Origin of the sequence: Pseudohalocynthiibacter aestuariivivens, assembly GCF_018457175.1 — a bacterium.
In the GTDB taxonomy this organism is placed as follows: Bacteria; Pseudomonadota; Alphaproteobacteria; order Rhodobacterales; family Rhodobacteraceae; genus Pseudohalocynthiibacter; species Pseudohalocynthiibacter aestuariivivens.
The window spans coordinates 1-19,605 of sequence record NZ_JAGFNU010000002.1; the positions used below are offsets into that span (position 1 = coordinate 1).

17 protein-coding genes and 1 pseudogene are annotated in these 19,605 nt (G+C 50.4%); 8 read left to right on the forward strand and 10 right to left on the reverse strand.

The genetic code is table 11. The features are described from left to right. A partial coding sequence (locus J4E70_RS03920) for an IS110 family RNA-guided transposase (protein WP_213887784.1) occupies positions 1-619 on the reverse strand: 619 nt, incomplete at its 3' end. Positions 620-894: 275 nt separating this feature from the next. On the opposite strand from J4E70_RS03920, the gene uvrA reads away from it, so the two are divergent. The 4 genes from uvrA to J4E70_RS03940 all read left to right on the forward strand — a co-directional run bounded on the left by uvrA (position 895) and on the right by J4E70_RS03940 (position 6,579). Further along, positions 895-3,777 carry an excinuclease ABC subunit UvrA gene (gene uvrA / locus J4E70_RS03925; protein ID WP_213887785.1) on the forward strand — a complete coding sequence of 961 codons (2,883 nt, stop codon included), beginning with the start codon at positions 895-897 and terminating at the stop codon, positions 3,775-3,777. A 179-nt stretch (positions 3,778-3,956) separates the two neighbouring features. Then, positions 3,957-4,847 (forward strand): PhzF family phenazine biosynthesis protein, encoded by an 891-nt coding sequence (locus J4E70_RS03930; RefSeq protein WP_213887786.1) that lies wholly within the window; start codon positions 3,957-3,959, stop codon positions 4,845-4,847. Continuing rightward, positions 4,841-5,797 carry an ornithine cyclodeaminase family protein gene (locus J4E70_RS03935; protein WP_213887787.1) on the forward strand — a complete coding sequence of 319 codons (957 nt, stop codon included), beginning with the start codon at positions 4,841-4,843 and terminating at the stop codon, positions 5,795-5,797. Before J4E70_RS03930 ends, J4E70_RS03935 begins: the two co-directional genes overlap by 7 nt. A 146-nt stretch (positions 5,798-5,943) precedes the next feature. Beyond that, positions 5,944-6,579, forward strand: coding sequence for a sulfotransferase family protein (locus J4E70_RS03940; protein WP_213887788.1), 636 nt, complete (start codon positions 5,944-5,946; stop codon positions 6,577-6,579). On the opposite strand, the gene J4E70_RS19270 is transcribed toward J4E70_RS03940, so the two are convergent. Continuing rightward, positions 6,576-7,001, reverse strand: a complete 426-nt coding sequence (locus J4E70_RS19270) for an ureidoglycolate lyase (protein WP_247076830.1) — start codon at positions 6,999-7,001, stop codon at positions 6,576-6,578. The two genes, J4E70_RS03940 and J4E70_RS19270, sit on opposite strands and share 4 nt — an antisense overlap. Positions 7,002-7,099: 98 nt before the next feature. Further along, positions 7,100-7,243 (reverse strand): hypothetical protein, encoded by a 144-nt coding sequence (locus J4E70_RS19275; protein WP_246531606.1) that lies wholly within the window; start codon positions 7,241-7,243, stop codon positions 7,100-7,102. 228 nt (positions 7,244-7,471) lie between these two features. Between J4E70_RS19275 and J4E70_RS03950 the strand changes: the two genes are divergently transcribed. From J4E70_RS03950 to J4E70_RS03960, 3 genes are all read left to right on the forward strand, one after another. Beyond that, entirely contained in the window at positions 7,472-8,455 is a 984-nt protein-coding gene (locus J4E70_RS03950) for a threonine ammonia-lyase (RefSeq protein ID WP_246531607.1), read from the forward strand. Between the two features lie 199 nt (positions 8,456-8,654). Beyond that, positions 8,655-9,527 carry a DMT family transporter gene (locus tag J4E70_RS03955; protein ID WP_213887790.1) on the forward strand — a complete coding sequence of 291 codons (873 nt, stop codon included), beginning with the start codon at positions 8,655-8,657 and terminating at the stop codon, positions 9,525-9,527. Between the two features lie 167 nt (positions 9,528-9,694). Then, on the forward strand, positions 9,695-10,111 hold the full coding sequence (locus J4E70_RS03960) for an Hsp20/alpha crystallin family protein (RefSeq protein WP_213887791.1): 417 nt from the start codon (positions 9,695-9,697) through the stop codon (positions 10,109-10,111). A gap of 294 nt (positions 10,112-10,405) precedes the next feature. On the opposite strand, the gene mmsB is transcribed toward J4E70_RS03960, so the two are convergent. Genes mmsB through J4E70_RS03975 form a run of 3 tightly spaced genes read right to left on the reverse strand, consistent with a single transcriptional unit; the run spans position 10,406 to position 13,465 of the window. Further along, entirely contained in the window at positions 10,406-11,281 is an 876-nt protein-coding gene (gene mmsB / locus J4E70_RS03965) for a 3-hydroxyisobutyrate dehydrogenase (RefSeq protein ID WP_213887792.1), read from the reverse strand. Between the two features lie 4 nt (positions 11,282-11,285). After that, positions 11,286-12,323: an enoyl-CoA hydratase/isomerase family protein gene (locus J4E70_RS03970; RefSeq protein ID WP_213887793.1), complete on the reverse strand. Its 1,038-nt coding sequence runs from the start codon at positions 12,321-12,323 to the stop codon at positions 11,286-11,288. Beyond that, the gene (locus J4E70_RS03975) at positions 12,320-13,465 is read right to left on the reverse strand and encodes an acyl-CoA dehydrogenase family protein (RefSeq protein ID WP_213887794.1); all 1,146 of its coding nucleotides are present in this window, start codon (positions 13,463-13,465) and stop codon (positions 12,320-12,322) included. The genes J4E70_RS03970 and J4E70_RS03975 overlap by 4 nt, the downstream gene beginning before the upstream one ends. A gap of 228 nt (positions 13,466-13,693) precedes the next feature. Between J4E70_RS03975 and J4E70_RS03980 the strand changes: the two genes are divergently transcribed. After that, positions 13,694-15,853 (forward strand): methyl-accepting chemotaxis protein, encoded by a 2,160-nt coding sequence (locus J4E70_RS03980; RefSeq protein ID WP_213887795.1) that lies wholly within the window; start codon positions 13,694-13,696, stop codon positions 15,851-15,853. 267 nt (positions 15,854-16,120) lie between these two features. Here the strand turns inward: J4E70_RS03980 and J4E70_RS03985 are convergent, their stop codons facing one another. The 4 genes and pseudogenes from J4E70_RS03985 to J4E70_RS03995 form a co-directional block, all read right to left on the reverse strand. Continuing rightward, positions 16,121-16,753, reverse strand: a complete 633-nt coding sequence (locus tag J4E70_RS03985; protein ID WP_246531608.1) for a CheR family methyltransferase — start codon at positions 16,751-16,753, stop codon at positions 16,121-16,123. Between the two features lie 39 nt (positions 16,754-16,792). After that, a pseudogene (locus J4E70_RS19680) lies at positions 16,793-16,957 on the reverse strand (chemotaxis protein); the annotation flags it as partial. Positions 16,958-16,980: 23 nt separating this feature from the next. Then, positions 16,981-17,448 (reverse strand): chemotaxis protein CheW, encoded by a 468-nt coding sequence (locus J4E70_RS03990; protein ID WP_213887797.1) that lies wholly within the window; start codon positions 17,446-17,448, stop codon positions 16,981-16,983. A 3-nt stretch (positions 17,449-17,451) separates the two neighbouring features. Then, complete coding sequence (locus J4E70_RS03995; RefSeq protein WP_213887798.1) at positions 17,452-19,605, reverse strand: chemotaxis protein CheA; 2,154 nt, start codon at positions 19,603-19,605, stop codon at positions 17,452-17,454.

Consider the following 19,605-nt stretch of genomic DNA (forward strand, 5'->3'; position numbering starts at 1 on the left):
GCTTGGCAATCTGCGTCATATGCCGCGAATGGCGCAAAATCTTCGTATGTAGGAACAACAGCTGATCGCAAAGATCGAAGATGACCTCTTCTGCATCCGTTGGCAGTTCAGGCAGGTCTCCATTCGCACAGTCTTTGGCAAATTGCAGCACGTGATAAACGCCTTGGGGCAGGATGACCCCAAACTCTGCCAATTGTGCCCGCAGCATATTGATGGTCTGAGTACGCTGTCGCACGATCAAGTCGCGCGTGCGGTGAACAGCAAGGATCGCCTGCTGTTCCGGCGTCTTCACTTCAACAAACCGCATAGTTGGTCGGGTGACCGCCTCGCAAATAGCGGCTGCATCAACGGCATCTGATTTACCACGCTTGACGTAGGGCTTCACATACGTTGGTGGGATCAGTTTCACGTGATGACCGAGTCTGATCAGTTCACGCGCCCAATGGTGGCTGGTGCCACAAGCTTCAATACCGATCAAACAAGGTTCAAGGCGTTCAAAGAATGGCAGAACCTGTACCCTTCTAAGAGCCCGATTGAATGCAACCTCACCTTGATCATTGATACCGTGAATTTGAAAAACATTCTTAGCCAAATCTAGGCCAATTGTTGTAACTTCCATTGGGTGGCTCCTCTCATAAGCAGTTCAAGACAACTGCACTATGGCGCATTGTGACGCCAGATGATGCAGGAGCCATCCACCCCATCCGCATAGCAGACAATTAGCGGCTAACGGAATTACAGTTCCTTCCCGCAGTTTGATTGCTCGGTTCCTCAGAAGGCCTTGTAGGTAGGTATTTCCATAAAACTTCAAGAGTTCCATCTTTGTTCTCATTTTTTGATTGGAGACTCACTTCCGGTGCCCTATCTATTAATGACCGATGAATGAGGGCTGCTATGGCGGATCTGAAAAAGATCGAAGTGCGCGGAGCACGTGAACACAATCTGAAATCGATCGATGTCGATATTCCGCGCGACGAACTGGTTGTGATTACCGGGCTTTCGGGTTCTGGCAAGTCATCGCTGGCGTTTGACACGATCTATGCTGAAGGCCAGCGTCGTTACGTTGAAAGCCTGTCAGCTTACGCGCGTCAGTTCCTCAACATGATGGAAAAGCCGGATGTTGACCACATCAGCGGGCTAAGCCCGGCGATTTCGATTGAACAAAAAACCACCTCTAAAAACCCACGCTCCACCGTCGGGACCGTGACCGAAATATACGACTATATGAGGTTGCTGTTCGCGCGTGTCGGCACCCCTTACAGCCCGGCCACGGGATTGCCGATAGAGGCGCAGCAGGTTCAGGACATGGTCGACCGTGTCATGACGATGGAAGAAGGCACGCGCGCTTATCTTCTGGCACCTATCGTGCGTGACCGCAAAGGCGAGTACCGCAAAGAGTTTCTGGAACTGCGCAAACAGGGGTTCCAGCGCATAAAGGTCGACGGTACGTTTTATGAGTTGGACGAGCCGCCAACGCTTGACAAAAAGTTCCGCCACGACATTGATGTTGTCGTTGATCGCCTTGTCATTCGTGGCGGTCTGGGAACCAGGCTTGCTGACAGTTTCCGCACCGCGCTGGATCTGGCAGATGGAATAGCGGTTCTCGAAATCGTGCCCAGTGCAGATGAAGACGAACCAGAAGTGCCTGAACGCATTACGTTTTCGGAAAAATTCGCCTGTCCGGTCTCGGGCTTCACGATTTCAGAAATTGAGCCCCGGCTGTTTTCCTTTAACGCCCCGTTCGGCGCATGCCCGTCTTGCGATGGTCTTGGGGTAGAGCTGTTTTTTGACGAACGACTGGTCGTTCCGGACGCGGCGCTAAAGCTGTACGATGGTGCACTTGCGCCTTGGCGCAAAGGCAAATCCCCCTATTTCCTGCAAACGATAGAGGCGATCGCGCGACACTACGAGTTTGACAAAAACACGCCCTGGAAAAGTCTGCCACCGCATGTTCAACAGGTGTTTCTCTATGGGTCCGGCGAAGACGAAATCAAATTTCGCTACGACGAAGGCGGACGTGTTTACGAAGTTATGCGCAGCTTTGAAGGCGTCATTCCAAATATGGAACGCCGCTATCGCGAAACGGATTCAAACTGGATCAGGGAAGAATTCGAACGCTACCAGAACAACCGGCCTTGCGGTGAATGTGGTGGCTACCGTCTCCGGCCAGAGGCGCTGGCGGTCAAAATCGCCGGGCTGCACGCGGGTGAGGTTGTTCAGATGTCGATTCGCGAAGCGTTTGATTGGTGCAAGATTGTCCCTGATAAGCTGGGTGTGCAGAAAAACGAAATTGCACGCGCCATTCTGAAAGAAATTCGCGAACGGCTCGGATTCCTGAACAATGTTGGACTTGAATACCTGACATTGGCGCGCAACTCCGGCACGCTTTCCGGGGGGGAAAGCCAAAGGATACGCTTGGCAAGCCAGATCGGCTCTGGGCTGACAGGCGTCCTTTATGTGCTGGATGAACCGTCAATCGGTTTGCACCAGCGCGACAATGGCCGCTTGTTGCAAACGCTTAAAAACCTGCGTGATCAGGGAAATACCGTGATCGTCGTAGAACATGACGAAGAAGCGATCCGAGAGGCGGACTATGTCTTCGACATTGGGCCCGGCGCGGGTGTGCACGGGGGGCGTGTGGTTGCAGAGGGAACACCTGCTGACATCGTTGCAAACGCGACCTCGCTTACCGGCCAGTATCTTTCCGGCGCGCGAGAAATTGGTATTCCAGCCAAAAGACGCAAGGGAAATGGCAAGAAAATCAAAGTCGTAAAGGCCACGGGAAATAACCTTAAAGAGGTGACCGCTGAATTCCCGCTCGGTAAGTTTATCTGCGTAACAGGCGTTTCCGGTGGCGGGAAATCGACGCTGACAATCGAAACCTTGTTCAAAACCGCCTCCATGCGCCTTAACGGCGCGCGCCAGACCCCAGCGCCCTGTGAAACAATCAAAGGGTTAGAGCACCTCGATAAGGTGATCGACATTGACCAGCGCCCCATCGGGCGCACCCCTCGATCAAACCCTGCAACTTATACCGGTGCCTTCACCCCGATTCGTGACTGGTTTGCAGGGCTGCCAGAATCAAAGACGCGCGGCTACAAGCCCGGGCGCTTTAGCTTCAACGTTAAAGGCGGACGGTGCGAGGCTTGTCAGGGTGATGGGCTCATCAAGATAGAAATGCATTTTCTGCCCGATGTCTACGTGACATGCGAGACATGCCAGGGTGCTCGGTACAACAGGGAAACTCTGGAAATAAAATTTAAAGGCAAGAGCATAGCCGACGTTCTTGATATGACTGTTGAAGATGCACAAGAGTTTTTTAAAGCCGTGCCAAGTATTCGGGACAAGATGGTTGCGCTTGCACGGGTCGGACTGGGCTACATCAAGGTCGGCCAACAAGCGACAACTCTGTCAGGTGGTGAAGCACAACGTGTGAAACTGTCCAAAGAGCTCGCAAAGCGGTCTACTGGCCGGACGCTCTATATTCTGGATGAACCGACAACTGGTTTGCATTTTGAAGACGTGAAGAAACTTCTCGAAGTCCTGCATGAACTGGTAGAGCAGGGGAACTCGATGATCGTCATTGAACATAATCTGGACGTTGTTAAAACGGCTGACTGGATTCTGGATATCGGCCCCGAAGGCGGCGATGGCGGTGGCGAAATCGTCGCGACCGGAACGCCTGAAGATATTGCAAAGAATGAGCGAAGCTATACCGGTCACTACCTGAAAGACATTCTGGCCCCAAAGAAGGTCAAGAATTTGGCGGCAGAGTAAACGCTTTCTTTTTCCTTAAAATATCCCCGCCGGAGGCGGAAAGTTTAAACCCGCTTTCGTACCGTGGGCGGAGTCGATTAAAAGATGGGGCACATGAGGTGTCGTATCCTCTCCTTGACGTTTTGAGTTATTCTACATAGATATTATGCAATATAGATAAAGATAAATGTGGATTGACCATGCCATCAAACACGCGCGCGCCATTGAAATTCGTCCATTGTGACGTTTTCACAGAGACACCTTATTCCGGTAACAGCCTCGCTGTCTTTCCAGAGAGTCACGAACTTGACGACAGGGAAATGCTCTCGATTACGCAAGAGCTTCGCCATTTCGAGTCCATTTTTCTCAATCCGACAGAGGATCATTACGTCTATCAAGCCCGGGTATTTGACCTGTTTGAAGAGCTGCCTTTTGCAGGGCATCCAATTATAGGGGCAGCCTGCACCTTGCATCGTCAATCTGCCTCGGCAGATGATGTAACCTGGACCTTCAAGCTGACAGGTGACCGTAAAGTCCAGGTACAGACAAAATTGCGGGAAGGGGAATACTCCGCTGTTCTTCATCAGGGGCGGCCAGAGTTTTTAGGCCGAATTCCAGATGCAATGCGCGCCGAGTTTTCTGAAGCGTTTAACCTTTTGGAAGCTGACTTTGCCAACCTGCCTATGGAAGTCATCTCGACCGGGTTGAAATACCTTGTAATTCCTGTTCGTCGGAATTTGGACCGCGCAAAAATAGTCGTTCCTGATCTCGAAGAAAAGCTGCGCGCTCATGGCGCAGAATTTGCGTATTTGTTCAATCCCGAAACCTTTGAGGGGCGTCATTGGAACAACGATGGTGTGGTTGAGGATGTCGCAACAGGAAGTGCCGCTGGTGTTGTCGGGGCCTACGCTCTGAAACATCGCATTGTCAGAGACGGGGAAGCTTTTTTATTAAAGCAAGGTCACTATATGGGACGCCCGAGCAAAATTGAGGTGACGGCATTTGGCGATCCTGAAGACGTAACCAGCGTTCATGTCGGAGGGCCTGTCGCTTTTGTCGGAACGGGTCAGCTTGAGGTATTGCCATGTTAGCACTACCCGTGTTTGAGGCGTCAGACATCAGGCCTCTGCTTTCAATTGCCGCATTGATTGGGCCAATGCGGCAAGTCTTTATTGATCTGTCCGAAGGGAGGGTTCAGGCGCCAATTGCAGTGCTGCATCCGACGGACAAATCAGACATTCACGTCAAATCCGCAGTTATCGAGAATGTACCCTATTTCACCGTGAAAATGGCTGGTTGGTCAGAGGTGCTCGCTGACCAGGGATTGCCAGCGTCTTCCGGCCTGATTGCCGTGTTTGACAGTTCCACTTGCAAACCACTGGCGATCTTGCGCGATGACCATGTGATATCTGATTTTCGGACAGCCGCCGCCGGGGCAGTTGCGACAGATCTGCTGGCCCGTCCGAACTCGAAAAGAATCTTGATCACAGGCACTGGTACGCAGGCATATCTACAGGCACAGGCGGTTTTGACTGTAAGGGATATCTCCGAAGTTCTGCTTTGGGGGCGAAACGCTGAGAAGGTTGCGAGATTGCGTGAAAGGCTTTTGCATGAACATCCTGCCCTTTCTATTCGTTCCTGTACAGAATTGGAAACCGCGGTACGACAGGTTGATATTGTCGTCACAGCAACCGCTGCAAGAAACCCCATACTGCAGGGGAAATGGCTCGTTCCGGGCCAACACGTCATGTCTGTTGGTGCCGACGATACGACGAAGCAAGAACTGGATATCAACTGTTTCAGACGCGCAAATGTGGTTGCAGTAGACGCTGTTGATGCCGCGCATGTTTACGGGAACCTGCACAATAGCGGATATCTGACAGAGTGCGGCGAGGGGTCTATTGCGGAGCTCGGCCAGATCATTTCGCAAAAACGCAACGGAAGAAAATCTGACGATGACATAACAATCGCTAGCCTCGTTGGGCTTGGTGTGCAGGATTTAGCTACCGTCGCGGTTATTTCTGGCAAGCTCGGATTTTAAATCTGAAGTTTCCCAAGAAACATTCGTTCAAGACCCATGGACTGCCTCCAAGTTTCGGAATTTTCAAATTGTTATGCAATTTGATTTTTAGGGACTATTCTTGCGTATCAATTTAGACAGCGTCTGAAAGAAATGGGGGGTTTATCATGTCACTTAAAATCATCGGGTCGGGGTTTGGCCGTACCGGAACAAGATCGCTCAAAGAAGCGCTGGAACAGCTTGGGTTTGGGCCGTGCCACCATATGGAAGAAGTATTTAACAACCCCAACCAAGTCCCGGTTTGGCAAGCATTTGTGGCCGGGGAACGCATTGATTGGCATAAGTTTTTTGCAGGTTACAATTCCCAGATCGACTGGCCGGGTTCGCACATCTGGCGTGAACTATCCGAAACGTTTCCCGATGCAAAGGTCATACATAGCGTTCGCCCCGAGGATTCGTGGTGGAAAAGTTTCTCTACTACAATCGGTAAGCTGTTAACAGTTTATGAGAGGATGGAATTGCCGCCGCACGTCCGTGATATGTTGGATGCTGCAAGCGAATTTATCGGAAAAACGACATTCAACGGCCAGTTCATGGATCGTGAAATGGCCTTGGCAGCATTTCGCAAACGTGCCCTGGATGTGCAGGCTGCTCTTCCTGCAGATCGGCTTTTGGTTTTTGATGTGGCCCAAGGATGGGACCCTTTGTGTAATTTCCTCGAAGTTCCTGTTCCGGATGGACCGTTTCCACACCTCAATGAATTAAACGAATTCTGGGAAAGAGTTGGCGGAGAGCCAGACTAAGCATCCTGAATTTTGTCGGCGCGCAACGGGCATGCGAGGTAGACACCAAATTCTTCACCGATATCGCAGCTGACACGGGCATGGACCTTGCCTTGCCTGTCGACAAATCGCTGACTGTTGTCAGTAGGGAAAATGCCTTCGTGCCAGATGTTGGCGTGGATATAAAGGCCACGGGATCCGTCACACCAAAAGGCCACAACTTTTTCAGGCTTCAGGTCATCCCCCGGTAAGGCGACCGGAACGTTGAACGGTTTTTTGTCGAGAGGGAAGAACAACTGCCCGCCATCCGGGTGATAGTTCATGTGCCACAAGAGAACCTGATCGCGCGGGACCGTCTGCCGTTCGGTTAAGGCGTTTTGCGGATCAGTCGACCATCCCAACACATAGTTGCCCTTGACCGCTTCGTTTGATCCATAAAGCACGTCACCCTTCCATTCGCCGGAAAAGACACCTTCGACCCATCCGCCCTCGTCGCCGGTGCCCTCATCTACCGGCCGCCATCCCTGCGCGGGCCAGCGCGTTATTTCAATTTCAAAACCCTGGGGTCATCGACAAGATATCCATAGTCCTTAACGGTGTCCTCGGTCGCGCGTATCAGCGGAACTTCGTGCCATGGCAGTGAAGGTTTTTCTTTTGCATCAAAGATATATTCTGGTGCGTTCATTTTGGGGTTCCTCACCATGTTACCTGACGAAGGCTGAAGCATTGGATCAACTTAAGCAATTGGCAGCGTCGTTGTTCTGAAGGTCATCACACGAAATATCCTTACTCTTGCTTTTGGTATTGCCAGTACGGGTGCATTCAAGTTCAGTGATTATTAGCGCATTACACGGGGTATATGCGATTACGGCCAGCGGCATGTTTAAACCAAGCAACCGACAAGGACATCATATTGGCGAACTCATCCGAAATCGTAGACCTTGACGCAATTTCGCTTGCAGAGGCGAAGCTGGCGGGAAAAATAATTCGAACACCAGTCCTAGATGTTCGGCAGTCGGGGCTTGAGGAAAAGCTACCCCATGCCAGCACGGTCACGATGAAGCTGGAACTGTTCCAGAAAGCGGGGTCATTCAAAGCCCGGGGTGCCTATCTTTCGATCGATGCCCTTTCTGAAGACCAGCGAAAGTCCGGAGTGGTTGCTGCAAGCGGTGGCAATCATGGGCTTGCTGTGTCCTGGGCGGCGCGGGCAGCAGGGGTAAGCGCAAAAATTGCGATACCGCGCACGGCGGATCCGTTTCGCATTGAGGCGTGCGAAAACCTTAGGGCCGATGTCGTTTTGTGCGATGATATTGCTGCGGCCTTCGCAGCGATGGAAGAGATCGAAACGCAGGAAAACCGCATTAAGATTCATCCGTTTGAAGGAATTTCGATGACGCTTGGCGCGGCGACCTGCGCCAAGGAGTTTTTCGAGGATGCAAATGATCTTGATGCCGTCATCCTTCCTGTCGGGGGTGGGGGATTGATCAGTGGGATGAGCGCTGCCTTTAAACTTTTGAACCCAGAGATTACCGTCTACGGCGTGGAGCCGTTCGGCGCCGATGCATTATACCGAAGTCTGCAGGCGGGTATGCCACAGTCTATTGATAAGGTTGATACCATCGCAGACAGTCTTGGGTCGCCGACCGCACTTCCATATTCATTCGGGCTAGCCCAAAAATATGTTGATGAGGTTGTTCGTGTTCGTGACGATGATCTGAGGGAGGCAATGACGCTGATGTCTCAGACTTTGAAACTTATGCCAGAACCAGCCTGTGCCGCGTCGCTGGCTGGCGCGCTCGGCCCCCTGCGCGAACAGTGCGAGGGGCAGAGAGTAGGGCTTTTGGCATGTGGGTCCAATATTGGTCTGGAAAGGTTTCGAGCGCTGACAGCCCGTTAGCGAAAGAGACAAAGGTAACGCTTGTATATTGGTTTGCGTAATCCAACCTTTTTTCAACACTTTTTTGGTGCGGGCCAATAATCTCAATTTTTCCACCCGGATTTCGCTTGCACACCTCTGCGATTTCAGTTCTTCGTGCGGGGCGTGTGCAGACTCCGCAGAGCCCATTTTGATTGCTCTGTTTCTTTAGGAAAAACAAATGAACAACCTGAACGGCATTTTGTTGATGATTGTCGCTATGGCTGGATTCACGCTGGAAGATTTGTTTGTGAAGCAGCTTTCCAGCACGATTTCAACGGGTCAGATTCTGATCACGCTTGGAGTGTTTAGTGCAACGATTTTTGCGTTGCTGGCGCATGCGAAAGGCCACAGTATTTTTGCCAGCCATGTCTGGTCTCGTGCGACTTTTGCAAGGGCAAGTGCCGAGGCAGTTGCAGCCGTTGCTTTCGTGACGTCGCTATCGCTTGTGCCAATTTCAACGGTTGCTGCTGTATTTCAGGTTACGCCCTTGGTCATAACAATGGGGGCTGCATTGTTTTTGGGAGAGCGCGTTGGCTGGCGCCGATGGGCTGCGATTATCGTTGGTTTTCTTGGGGTATTGCTTATCATCAGGCCAGGGTTTTCAGGGTTTGACCCATCTGTTCTTTTTGTCCTAATCGCGGTTATAGGGGTAACAATCCGGGACCTTATTACACGCCGTGTTCCAATGAATATCGCTTCAACCGTTGTTTCGTTTCAGGCCTTTTCGTCACTGATTATTGCGGGTGTCGTTTTGTTACTGATCAGTTCGGATGATCTCGTGCCCGTGACGCGAACAGAAACCTATCTATTTATAGGCGGCGTGATCTTTGGTGTCTTGGGCTACTATGGAATTGTCGCAGCGACGCGTATTGGTGATGCGGCTGTCGTAACGCCGTTTCGTTATGCTCGGCTATTGTTTTCTCTTTTGGCAGGTGTTCTGGTTTTTGATGAACGTCCGGATCTTCTGATGTTGCTGGGCGCGACGATTGTAATCGGAACGGGCCTGTTCACGTTTATGCGCGAACGTCGTCTTGCACAGGTCGCTGTTTAGGTTCCATTTCGTTTTCTGTTTCGGGATGTCGGTTGTGATCGAGGGGACGAACTCCGTTTGAAATCCTTGGCGGCGGCAGTATTGCTCCCAATTGAGAATAGTCAATGCGGAAAACAGAGAGTTGGCGCAGGGTCTAAAGCATAAATTTTCAAAATGCGGGGAACCCAATGGTCGAGAAATCTCACACGACAGGGCTTTGGCCCTCACTTTACCAACCGTTCCAGAACATGGGCACGCGGCTTTCCGAATGGCTTGCACCAGCAGCAGAAGCTTCAAAGAGCGAAGACGCCTATACCATCGCGTTGGAGCTGCCGGGCGTTGATGAAAAAGACATTGATTTAAGCGTCGACAACGGTGTTGTGACCGTCAAAGGCGAAAAGAAAATGTCCCGCGAGGAAAAAAGCGATAGCTGGTACTTTAGCGAACGCCAGTATGGCTCTTTTTCGCGCAGTTTTCGCATGCCACCTGATGCAGACGAGAGCGGTGTTGATGCAGACCTCAAGGACGGTGTTCTGACAATCACAGTGCCAAAAGCCGCACCCGAATCAGAAACGTCCAAGAAAGTCGAAATCAAACGCGGTTAAGGATTTACCTTCGGTCATAAGGTCAGTTTTCTTAAACCTACTAATAGGTTTCAATTTCTAATCAAGGCTTTTGCATACACAGACCAGCTGTGCCTCGACAGCAGTTTCAAATAAATCAAGGTAACCTTTAAGGGGATAAATTCATAAAGAATTTTCTGCGTGGGCTCTTAGTCGTAGGTTTTTATGCGCTTGCGCTACTCAGCTAGCTGCTGACCCGCAAGATAGCAGTACGAATGGTGGCGGAGACTCCTCCTCTTCGAGCTACTGAAACCGCAATTTAGCTGGTAAATTGCATCAGCCGCTGCGTGCGCGTTTTTCGAACCGGGGCAGCATTGCGGAGAAATCGGTACCCTGACCACCTTCTTCTTCGACGAACTTTGCATAAAGTTCTGTCGCCGCTTTACCCATTGGCGTGTCGGCGTCAGAAGCTTCGGCTGCTTGCTGACTTAGCCGCAGGTCTTTCAGCATCAATTCGGAAGCAAAGCCCGGTTTATAGTCATTGTCCGCAGGTGATTGTGGCCCGACACCCGGTGCCGGGCAATAGGCGTTCATGGTCCAGCTGTAACCGGAAGACGTGGAGACAACATCAAACATTTTTTGACGATCAAGCCCCAGTTTGTCGGCAAGGGAAAAGGCCTCGCACGTGGCAATCATCGTGACGCCAAGGATCATGTTGTTGCAGATTTTTGCGGCCTGGCCCGCGCCAGATGCACCACAGTGAACGGCCTTTTGCCCCATAATGTCGAAAAGAGGGTTCACTTTGGCAAAACCTGCCTCGGTTCCGCCTGCCATGAAGGTAAGCGTGCCGGCGGCCGCGCCCCCGATACCCCCTGAAACAGGCGCATCGACGGCCATCAACTGGGTAGCTTCGGCTTGTTCGGCAACGGCGCGCGCGCTTTCGACATCAACGGTGGAACAGTCCAGTAAGACAGACCCAACCGACATTGCCGGAATGATCTCTGCCGCGACAGCGCGCAAGATCGCGCCGTTAGGCAACATGGTGAGCACTACGTCAGCACCCTTTGCAGCTTCGGCACCGCTTGCGGCTTTCTTAACGCCTTCGGGGCAGGGGGCGGTCAGATCGAAACCCGATACGTCATGGCCAGCGGCTGCCAGGTTCAGCGCCATGGGCGCACCCATATTTCCAAGTCCGATAAAACCGATTTTCATTTTTTCACTCCCCAAATTCCAACGCCACGTCTTTGACGGGCAATAGCATGCTCGTAACATCAATCAGCGGAACGGACTGCAAATCTTTGTGCTTCCACTGAGGATTGCGATCTTTGTCAATGATTTGCGCGCGGATGCCTTCCAGAAAATCAGCGTGTTCCATAGCACGGTGCGTAAATCTGTATTCCTGTTCTAAAGCGGCGCGAATGGTGTCGAGCCCACGGACGCGATGAATGATCTCAACCGCGCATGCCATGGAAAGAGGCGCATTCCGGTTAAGTGCTTTAAGGGTCTCATCCGAAAACGCATCTTCCGATGCAGTCAGAGACCGGGCGATATCCGAAAGCGATTCACCTGCAAAATGTTTGTCAATTTCCGTTTTTTGTTTAGCGAAGGTGCTTTCCGGCGCTATCATTGCAAGGGTGTCAACAGCCTGAGGGTCCCCGGACTCTACAAGCTTGGCGATCAGCGCGGGCCATTCATTTTCCGGAATGTAATAATCAGAAAATCCAGCATAAATCGCATCTGCAGGGCCAAGCCGTGCTGCGGTTGTGCCAAGGTATTCGCCCAACCGTCCCGGTGCGCGCGCCAGTATCAAAGAACCACCTACATCGGGGATAAGACCAATGCCGACCTCTGGCATCGCGATCTGGCTGCTGTCACAAACAACCCTATGCGACGCATGGCACCCGACGCCTACTCCACCCCCCATGGTGAAGCCCTGCATCAAACTTACGACAGGTTTAGGAAATTCAAACATCTTGGCGTTCATGCGATATTCATCGCGCCAAAATTTTCGACCATAGTCAAAATCACCATTTTTGCCGGTGTTATACATTTCTGTTATGTCGCCACCCGCGCAAAAGGCGCGATCTCCTTCGGCATCAATCAGAAGCAACTTGATTGACGCGTCGTCTTTCCAGCTATCCAGTGCTTTTTCTATTTTCAGGCACATGCCATAGCTAAGCGCGTTCAGTGCTTTGGGGCGGTTCAGGGTGATGCGCCCAACAACGCCTTCTTTGCGGATATTGATGTCCATCAACCGCGATCCGCAAGCATCTGGCGCGAAACGATCAGGCGCATAACTTCATTGGTGCCTTCCAGAATTTCATGCACACGCAGATCACGCACCAGTTTTTCGATGCCGTAGTCGGCGAGATAACCATAGCCACCATGAAGTTGCAGGCATTGGTTTACAACCTTTGAACCAGTTTCCGTGACAAAGCGTTTTGCCATTGCACAGAATTTCGTTGCATCTGGCGCGTTATTGTCCAGCTTCCACGCCGCCTGGCGTAAGAACACGCGCGCCGCCTGCAGTTCAATCTCAAGATCGGCAATACGAAATTGGAGGGCCTGGAACTGGTCAATTGAGCGTCCAAAGGCTTTTCGCTCTCCCATATATGTCAAAGTCGCATTGAGGGCAGCCTGTGCAGCCCCGAGGCTGCAGGCAGAAATATTGAGTCGCCCACCATCAAGCCCCGCCATTGCATAAGAAAAACCGCAGCCTTCTTCACCGATCAGATTGGCTGATGGGACGATGCAGTTATCCATTTGGACCTGACGGGTGGGTTGGGCACGCCAACCCATCTTGTCTTCCAAACCGCCGAAACTCAGACCTTCCAGGCCGTCATCAATGACAATTGCCGAGATACCTTTAGGACCTTCACCACCAGTTCGCGACATTACGATATAGGCATCTGCATAACCGGCCCCAGAAATGAAGGCTTTTGTGCCTGTCAGGCTGTACCCCTGTTCGGTTTTTTCGGCTCTTGTTTTCAAGGCAGCGGCATCTGAACCGGAACCGGGTTCTGTCAGACAATAGGCAAAAAATGTCTCCATACTGGTCGCGCTGGCCAGATATTTTTCCTGTAAGGCAGGGCTTGCGAACTTGTCGATCATGGCTGCGCACATATTGTGGATCGATAGAAAGGCGGCGGTTGCCGGGCAAGCCATCGACAATGCCTCAAACACAAGTGTAGCGTCCAGGCGCGAGAGGCCGGAGCCGCCGTTTTCTTCGCTTACATATAGGCCACCAAAGCCAAGCTCTGCCAGTTTTGGCCAAATGTCTTTGGGAATGGACTCAGCTTTTTCCCAGTCTCGCGCGAACGGGGCGATATGCTCTGCACCGAAGGCCTCAGCCATGTCAAAAATTGCGCTTTGTTCTTCACTCAGGGAAAAATCCAATGTCTGGCCCTCCTGTCAGCTAAAATTGAACGTTTGTTTAATTACCAATTATTGCAAGAATTTTGCAAGGCAGGAATGACCACCCTGATGGGGCAAGCTCATTCTGCGCTAAAAACAACGTCTGGTTCTGCAACTTTAAACGATTCTTCATTCCTTGCCTTCATTGATCTGGGTGAAGCCGCTTACTTGGTTGCCTCAGCATTGCGATCGCACCTTTGGAGAGATTTTATGAAAGTTCTCAACACTATCAGAATACCTGGAAAATTCCCGTTGATGATTTTGCTTATGATCTGTTTTGTGCTGGCTGGGGTTGGAGCCGCGACTTACGTGGCGGTACCCGGGAACGTGGTTTTTTATTTACTCGTTGCGGCTGCTATTACGTTAACGGTCTGCTTTTGTGCTGCTGCGGTTTTTTTACGGCGCTTTCTGAATCAGTTTTTTGGGTACATTAATGCGATGCAAATCAGCGACCTTTCCGATCTTAGCGCTACACCAAAGGGGCTGGGCCGGAAAGACGGAGTGGGCGAAATCATACGGGCTTTGAAAGATCAGCACCAGAAACCAACGAATCCGGAAAAAGCTGCTGTGGACAGTTTTATAATAGGTGCAGCGTTTGAGCATACGTCAGCGGCGCTGATGATTTTGGACAATGAGTTTAATATCGCGGGTCAAAACAAAGCTGCGACCCGTCTGCTTGAAAGCAGCAAGGACAGGTCTGCGATCGAGGCACAGAAAACGGGCCAATCTTTTTCGAATGCGGATAACACGGGGTTTTTCCTGGGCGATTTATCTGAGCTACAACGCGCCGCAACAAAAGCCGAATCTTTGCCGTTCTGTGGTAGCACAAAATTTACTGAGAACCGGTATGGATATACCATCGACAAAATTACAAACGCTGACGGAATGCAGGTCGGTTGGGTGGTTGAATGGCGCGATGCGTCTAAGTCGCTAACAAGTCGCGCGATACTGAATGCGCTGGAAACACATCAGGCGAGGGCGGAGTTTGACCTGACCGGCGCGTTTCTTGGTGTAAATGCAAAATTTTTGTCGATGGTTTCTGTTTCGGAGCAATCTATCATCGGGTTGCCTCAGGACAGGATCATAACAGCAGAGCAGGTTTGCCTGAAAGAGGGTGAATCGTTTTGGGATGTGTTGCTTTCGGGGAGATCGGTATTTGGACGGTTTGAGGTAAACCCACCTGACGGGAAGGCCGGTTTGATCGAGGGTGTGTTTTGTTCGGTCGTGGACAGCGACAAAAAACCTGTTCGAATTCTTCTTATTGGAAACGATGTGACCGAAGCGCAGACACTAATGCGTCAGTCAGAGGGAGAGCGCGCCGATATGGAGCACGCTCAGTTGGAAGTGGTGGAGGCATTGAGGGTGGGCCTGAAAGCGCTTTCCGATGGTGATCTTACTGCTGAAATTGAAAAGGCCTTTTCCGAAAATTATGAGCAGCTTAGAGAAGATTTTAACCTTGCCGTAATGAAACTGCGGGATGCAACCCTGCGCGTTGCTGAAAATGCAACATCAATCAGAGGTGAAGCTTCTGAAATAACCAGTGCTTCCGATGATCTTTCTCGACGGGCGGAAAAGCAGGCGGCAACACTCGAAGAGACAGCGGCTGCCCTGGATCAGTTGACTTCAAGTGTGCGGTCCGCTGCGGAGGGAGCGGAACAGGCCAACCAGGTTGTTATTGATGCCAAAACCAACGCGGAGGCCAGCAGTCTGATTGTTGCGCAAACAGTTGATGCTATGGGAAAAATCGAAACGTCTTCGGGTCAGATTTCCAGAATTACAAGTGTGATTGATGACATCGCATTTCAGACCAACCTTCTGGCATTGAACGCAGGGGTTGAAGCCGCGCGTGCCGGTAATGCGGGGCGTGGGTTTGCGGTTGTTGCATCAGAAGTTCGGGCGCTTGCACAACGGTCGTCAGAGGCAGCGCGGGAAATCAACCAGTTGATTTCAGAAAGCGGACAACATGTTAAACAGGGTGTGGAACTCGTTGGTCAAACCGGGAAATCGCTTGAGCAGATAATTCACTCTGTCAGCGATATTTCGATGCATGTTAACGAAATCGTGGTTTCAGCAAAAGAACAGTCTATTGGACTGGTTGAAATAAATACGGCTGTAAATGAACTGGATCAGGTTACGCAGCATAATGCGGCAATGTTTGAACAGACGACTGCAGCGAGCCATTCTTTGACGTGCGAAGCTGAAAACCTAACGCAAACGCTGTCTCTCTTTAAAACACAAAGGCACATGTCAAACATCATTGCCCCGCCTTTAATGGGCAGTCGATACATTCGAGGATTGATGCAACAAGCAAAATGCTATCACAAAATTCCGGTTCCGCTGTTGTTGCGGAGAATGTCGCTTACGAACTAGATCGCGAACCGGACACTCAGGATTGGAAAGAGTTTTAACATCAAAACTCTCTTCGGAGCCTTTTCAAACCTACAAAAAAGCAAATTTAAACCTCAGTTCGTTCTCAAAGGTCTTGTGTTTGCTCATGGGTTCGCAAAGATTGAAAAGGTGATACTCACAGATATCATGGCGTCGTTACTGAATTGTCTCAAGCATTCCAAACAGGTTTTTCATTTGGTATGTGAAGTGCAGTTGCGCATTTCATCGTCTCCGGTGAAGAAAGAAAACTTAAACGCTGTATCGACGATAGGCTGTCACCCCGGCACTTTCATAGGTCGTTTGTGACCCGGCTGGCAGTTTCTCTGCGTGCCCCAGAAACAGCCAGCCGTCAGCCGTGTTTGCCGCCTCAAAGCGTGGCAACAAGCAGAGCCGTGCGTGCGCATCAAAATAGATAAGGACGTTCCGGCAGAAAATTACATCAAAGTGCTTTTTCATCGGCCAGTTGTTGATCAAATTTAGCTCTCGAAAGCGGACTATTCTTCTGAGTCTGTTTCGAACTGTCATCTCGTTGATCGATGGTGGATCGTGATACTTGAAATATTTTAAGCGTTGTCCAGAACTTATTTCTGCCATTTCCGGGATCTGGTAACATCCATTGTGGCCAGTTCTGACAACATTTGGATCGATATCTGTAGCGAGAATCTTTACATCCAAAGAAGCGGCGTCGGGCGCAAGATCCAGCAAAGTCATACCGATAGAATAGGCTTCTTGTCCTTTTGAACATCCTGCGGACCATATTCTGACGCTTTCGCCTTTCCTTAAACTCGCAACCAAAGGCGGAAGAACTTTTTGGCGCAGAAGATCGAAATGGTGTGGTTCCCGAAAAAACCGCGTCACGTTTGTTGTGAGCGCGGAAATCATGTGCTGACGTTCCCTGACAGCGTTTTTTTGTCTTAGAATGTCGCAGTATTCTGAAAAGCTTGAGAGTTGCAATACACGGATTCGATTGGCCAGGCGGCTTCGAATCATTGGACGTTTTTCCTTTGAGAATGAGAGTCCGGCACTTGTCAGAGCAAGATTTGAAATTGCCTGAAAATCCCTGTCAGTCAAGATTGGGGCGATCAAAATAAAGGCTCTCTCGATTTAGCTTATGCCGCATTTGCAGCGTCGACGTTTACAATGGCTTTCAGATCAAGCACCCTAATCAGACGATCCTCTATGGTGAGAATCGCGGTTACAAACCTTTGACCTGAACCTGAGCCGATATCCGGCAAGGCCTGTTGGCTGTTTGTTGGTATGGAAAAAATATCTGAAACACGATCAACCAACAGCCCAACAATTTTGCCCTGTATTTCAGCAACAATGATTACATTGCGCTCGGTCGCATTGATGGGTCGAAGTCCAAGCCTGCATGCGAGATCCAGTACGGTTAATATATTCCCGCGAAGATTGATAACGCCGTGAACAAAATCTGGCGCGTGGGGCAACGGTGTTGATTTTGACCAACCTCGAAGTTCGCGCACGAACATGACGTCAATAGTGTATTCCTGGCCGTTGACCCAGAAAGATAAAAGCTCGGAATCGGCTGGTCTATCCAGTTCGTTTGTTTCGTGCATTTTTTAACCTGCTAGAGAATACTCTTCTTTACGAAATCGATTTTGAGGCGCTGTGGTTTTCACGATGTCAATCGGATCAAGGATGAGGGCAATTTTACCGTCTCCAAGAATTGTTGCCCCAGAGACGCCAGGGCACGCACCGATGTTGTTCTGTAGTGCTTTAATAACGACTTGGCGCTGCTCAATAATTGCGTCAACAATCAGCGCAAAATAGCTTTCTTCCTGAGCAATGAGAAGAACGTTACACCCATCAAAATGTGATTTCCGTTTGCGATATCCGAGAGCCGCTCCGAGGTCGATGATCGGAAGAAATTTTTCGCGTATTTTGATCATTTTTGTTGAGCTACCGAACAGATGGATATCAGAATTTTTCAAAATCAGCGTTTCGACGATATTGCTGAGAGGTATCACATGTGTGTTGTGGCTCACCTCGACAACGAGACCATCTTGGACCGCGAGTGTTAGTGGAAGGTCAATCTTAAAAACTGTTCCCTTCATTTCGGTTGTTGTCACGAAAATCCGCCCGCCCATCGCCGCGATTGAATTTCGCACGATATCCAAACCAACACCTCGGCCGGAAACGTTTGATATACTGTTCGAGGACGAAAAACCGGGTAGAAACAGCAAATTGTCGACTTCTGAGATGGAAAGTTTGGCGCTTTGATCAACCAAACCGGTTTCTTTTGCTTTTCGCAGAATTTCCGAGCGGTTTATGCCGCGGCCATCATCCGAAATTTCTATCGTAACACGGCCCGATTTGTGGCGTGCAGTGAGATGGATTTCCCCGATTTCTGGTTTGCCGTATTCAGACCTTTCGGCGGGACATTCGATCCCATGATCTATCGCGTTCCTGATAATATGCGTTAGAGGATCAAATAGCCCTTCAATAACTGTTTTGTCAATTTCAGTAGATTCACCTTCCGTCAACAGACGCACGTCTTTTTGCGTCGTTCTTGATGTTTCCCGAACAACACGTGCCATACGTTGAAAGAGTGTTTTTACAGGCTGCGCGCGTATCATCATAACACTGTCCTGAAGGTCGCTGGCAAGTTGTGAAAAATCCTCTAGTGCTGCAAATATGCTTGCGTCTGTGTTAAGGCTTGTGGTGGCTATGCTTTGTGCGAGAACGGCCTGATTGATGACCAGTTCCCCGATCTGATTGACTAAAAGGTCGACACGATCCAGATCGACGCGGACCGTTGGTTTCGCTGCCGGTGCGGCGATTTCTTCGGGAGGACGGCTTTCAAAACGTGCTTTCTCTACAGATGCTTTCGCTGAACTTTGACGGCCTGATGCATCCGGTTGCGTGATCTGAAAAGGCTCGGCTGGCTGCTGCTCTGCGTTGCTATCGGACTCCGTTACTCTATTGCTCGTTAGATCGAGATTTCGGGTATGCGAATGCGCTTGTTGCCGTTCGGAAATATTCAGTACACAAAGGTCTTCGACAAAATCAAATACTTCTTTGACCTCGGCTAAATCGCAGGTGGTTAGCAGCTCTGCCTTCCAGCTTAAGTAGCTGTTTTCTGGATTTAAATCTGAAAGGCAAGGTATTTTCGCGGTGTCACACGTCACGGTAACATGTCCAAGCTCATACAACGACTTCAATACATATAAAGGCTCGTTTCCGGATGGAAATATTTCCGAGTTTGGTTCGAAGAAAATGTCGAATATTGGCTCTGCCTGCTGGATCCCGACTGATGTGCTTTCTCTATCCTGTGCGTTTGAAGCAGCGTTCTCTGTAGATTTTGATTTTACCGGGGATTCAGCGTTGTTCTGAATGTATGCATCGAGCTCTGAAAGGCAGGTACGAAACCCTTCTGGCTCTTCCGAATTTTTTGTTCCGGCCAGCCGTAGCAAATCTCCAAGCAAATCACACGGACGAAGAAACAGTTTTACCGCTTTTTTATCCGGGGCCGCCTGTTTGCTCCGCACCGCTTCGAGCGCGGTTTCAAAACGGTGCGCAAGTTTAACCAGGGTAACGATGTCGAAAGCGGCAGCGCCGCCCTTTATGGAGTGAACGGCACGGAACACTTCATGAATGGTCTCTTCGTTTTCAGTGCCATTTTCGATTTCGGATAGGCCATCTTGCAACGCTTCCAGATGACTAATGCACTCCTGAAAAAAAGAGTCGCGTATTTCTGCTATGGAAGCTGACAT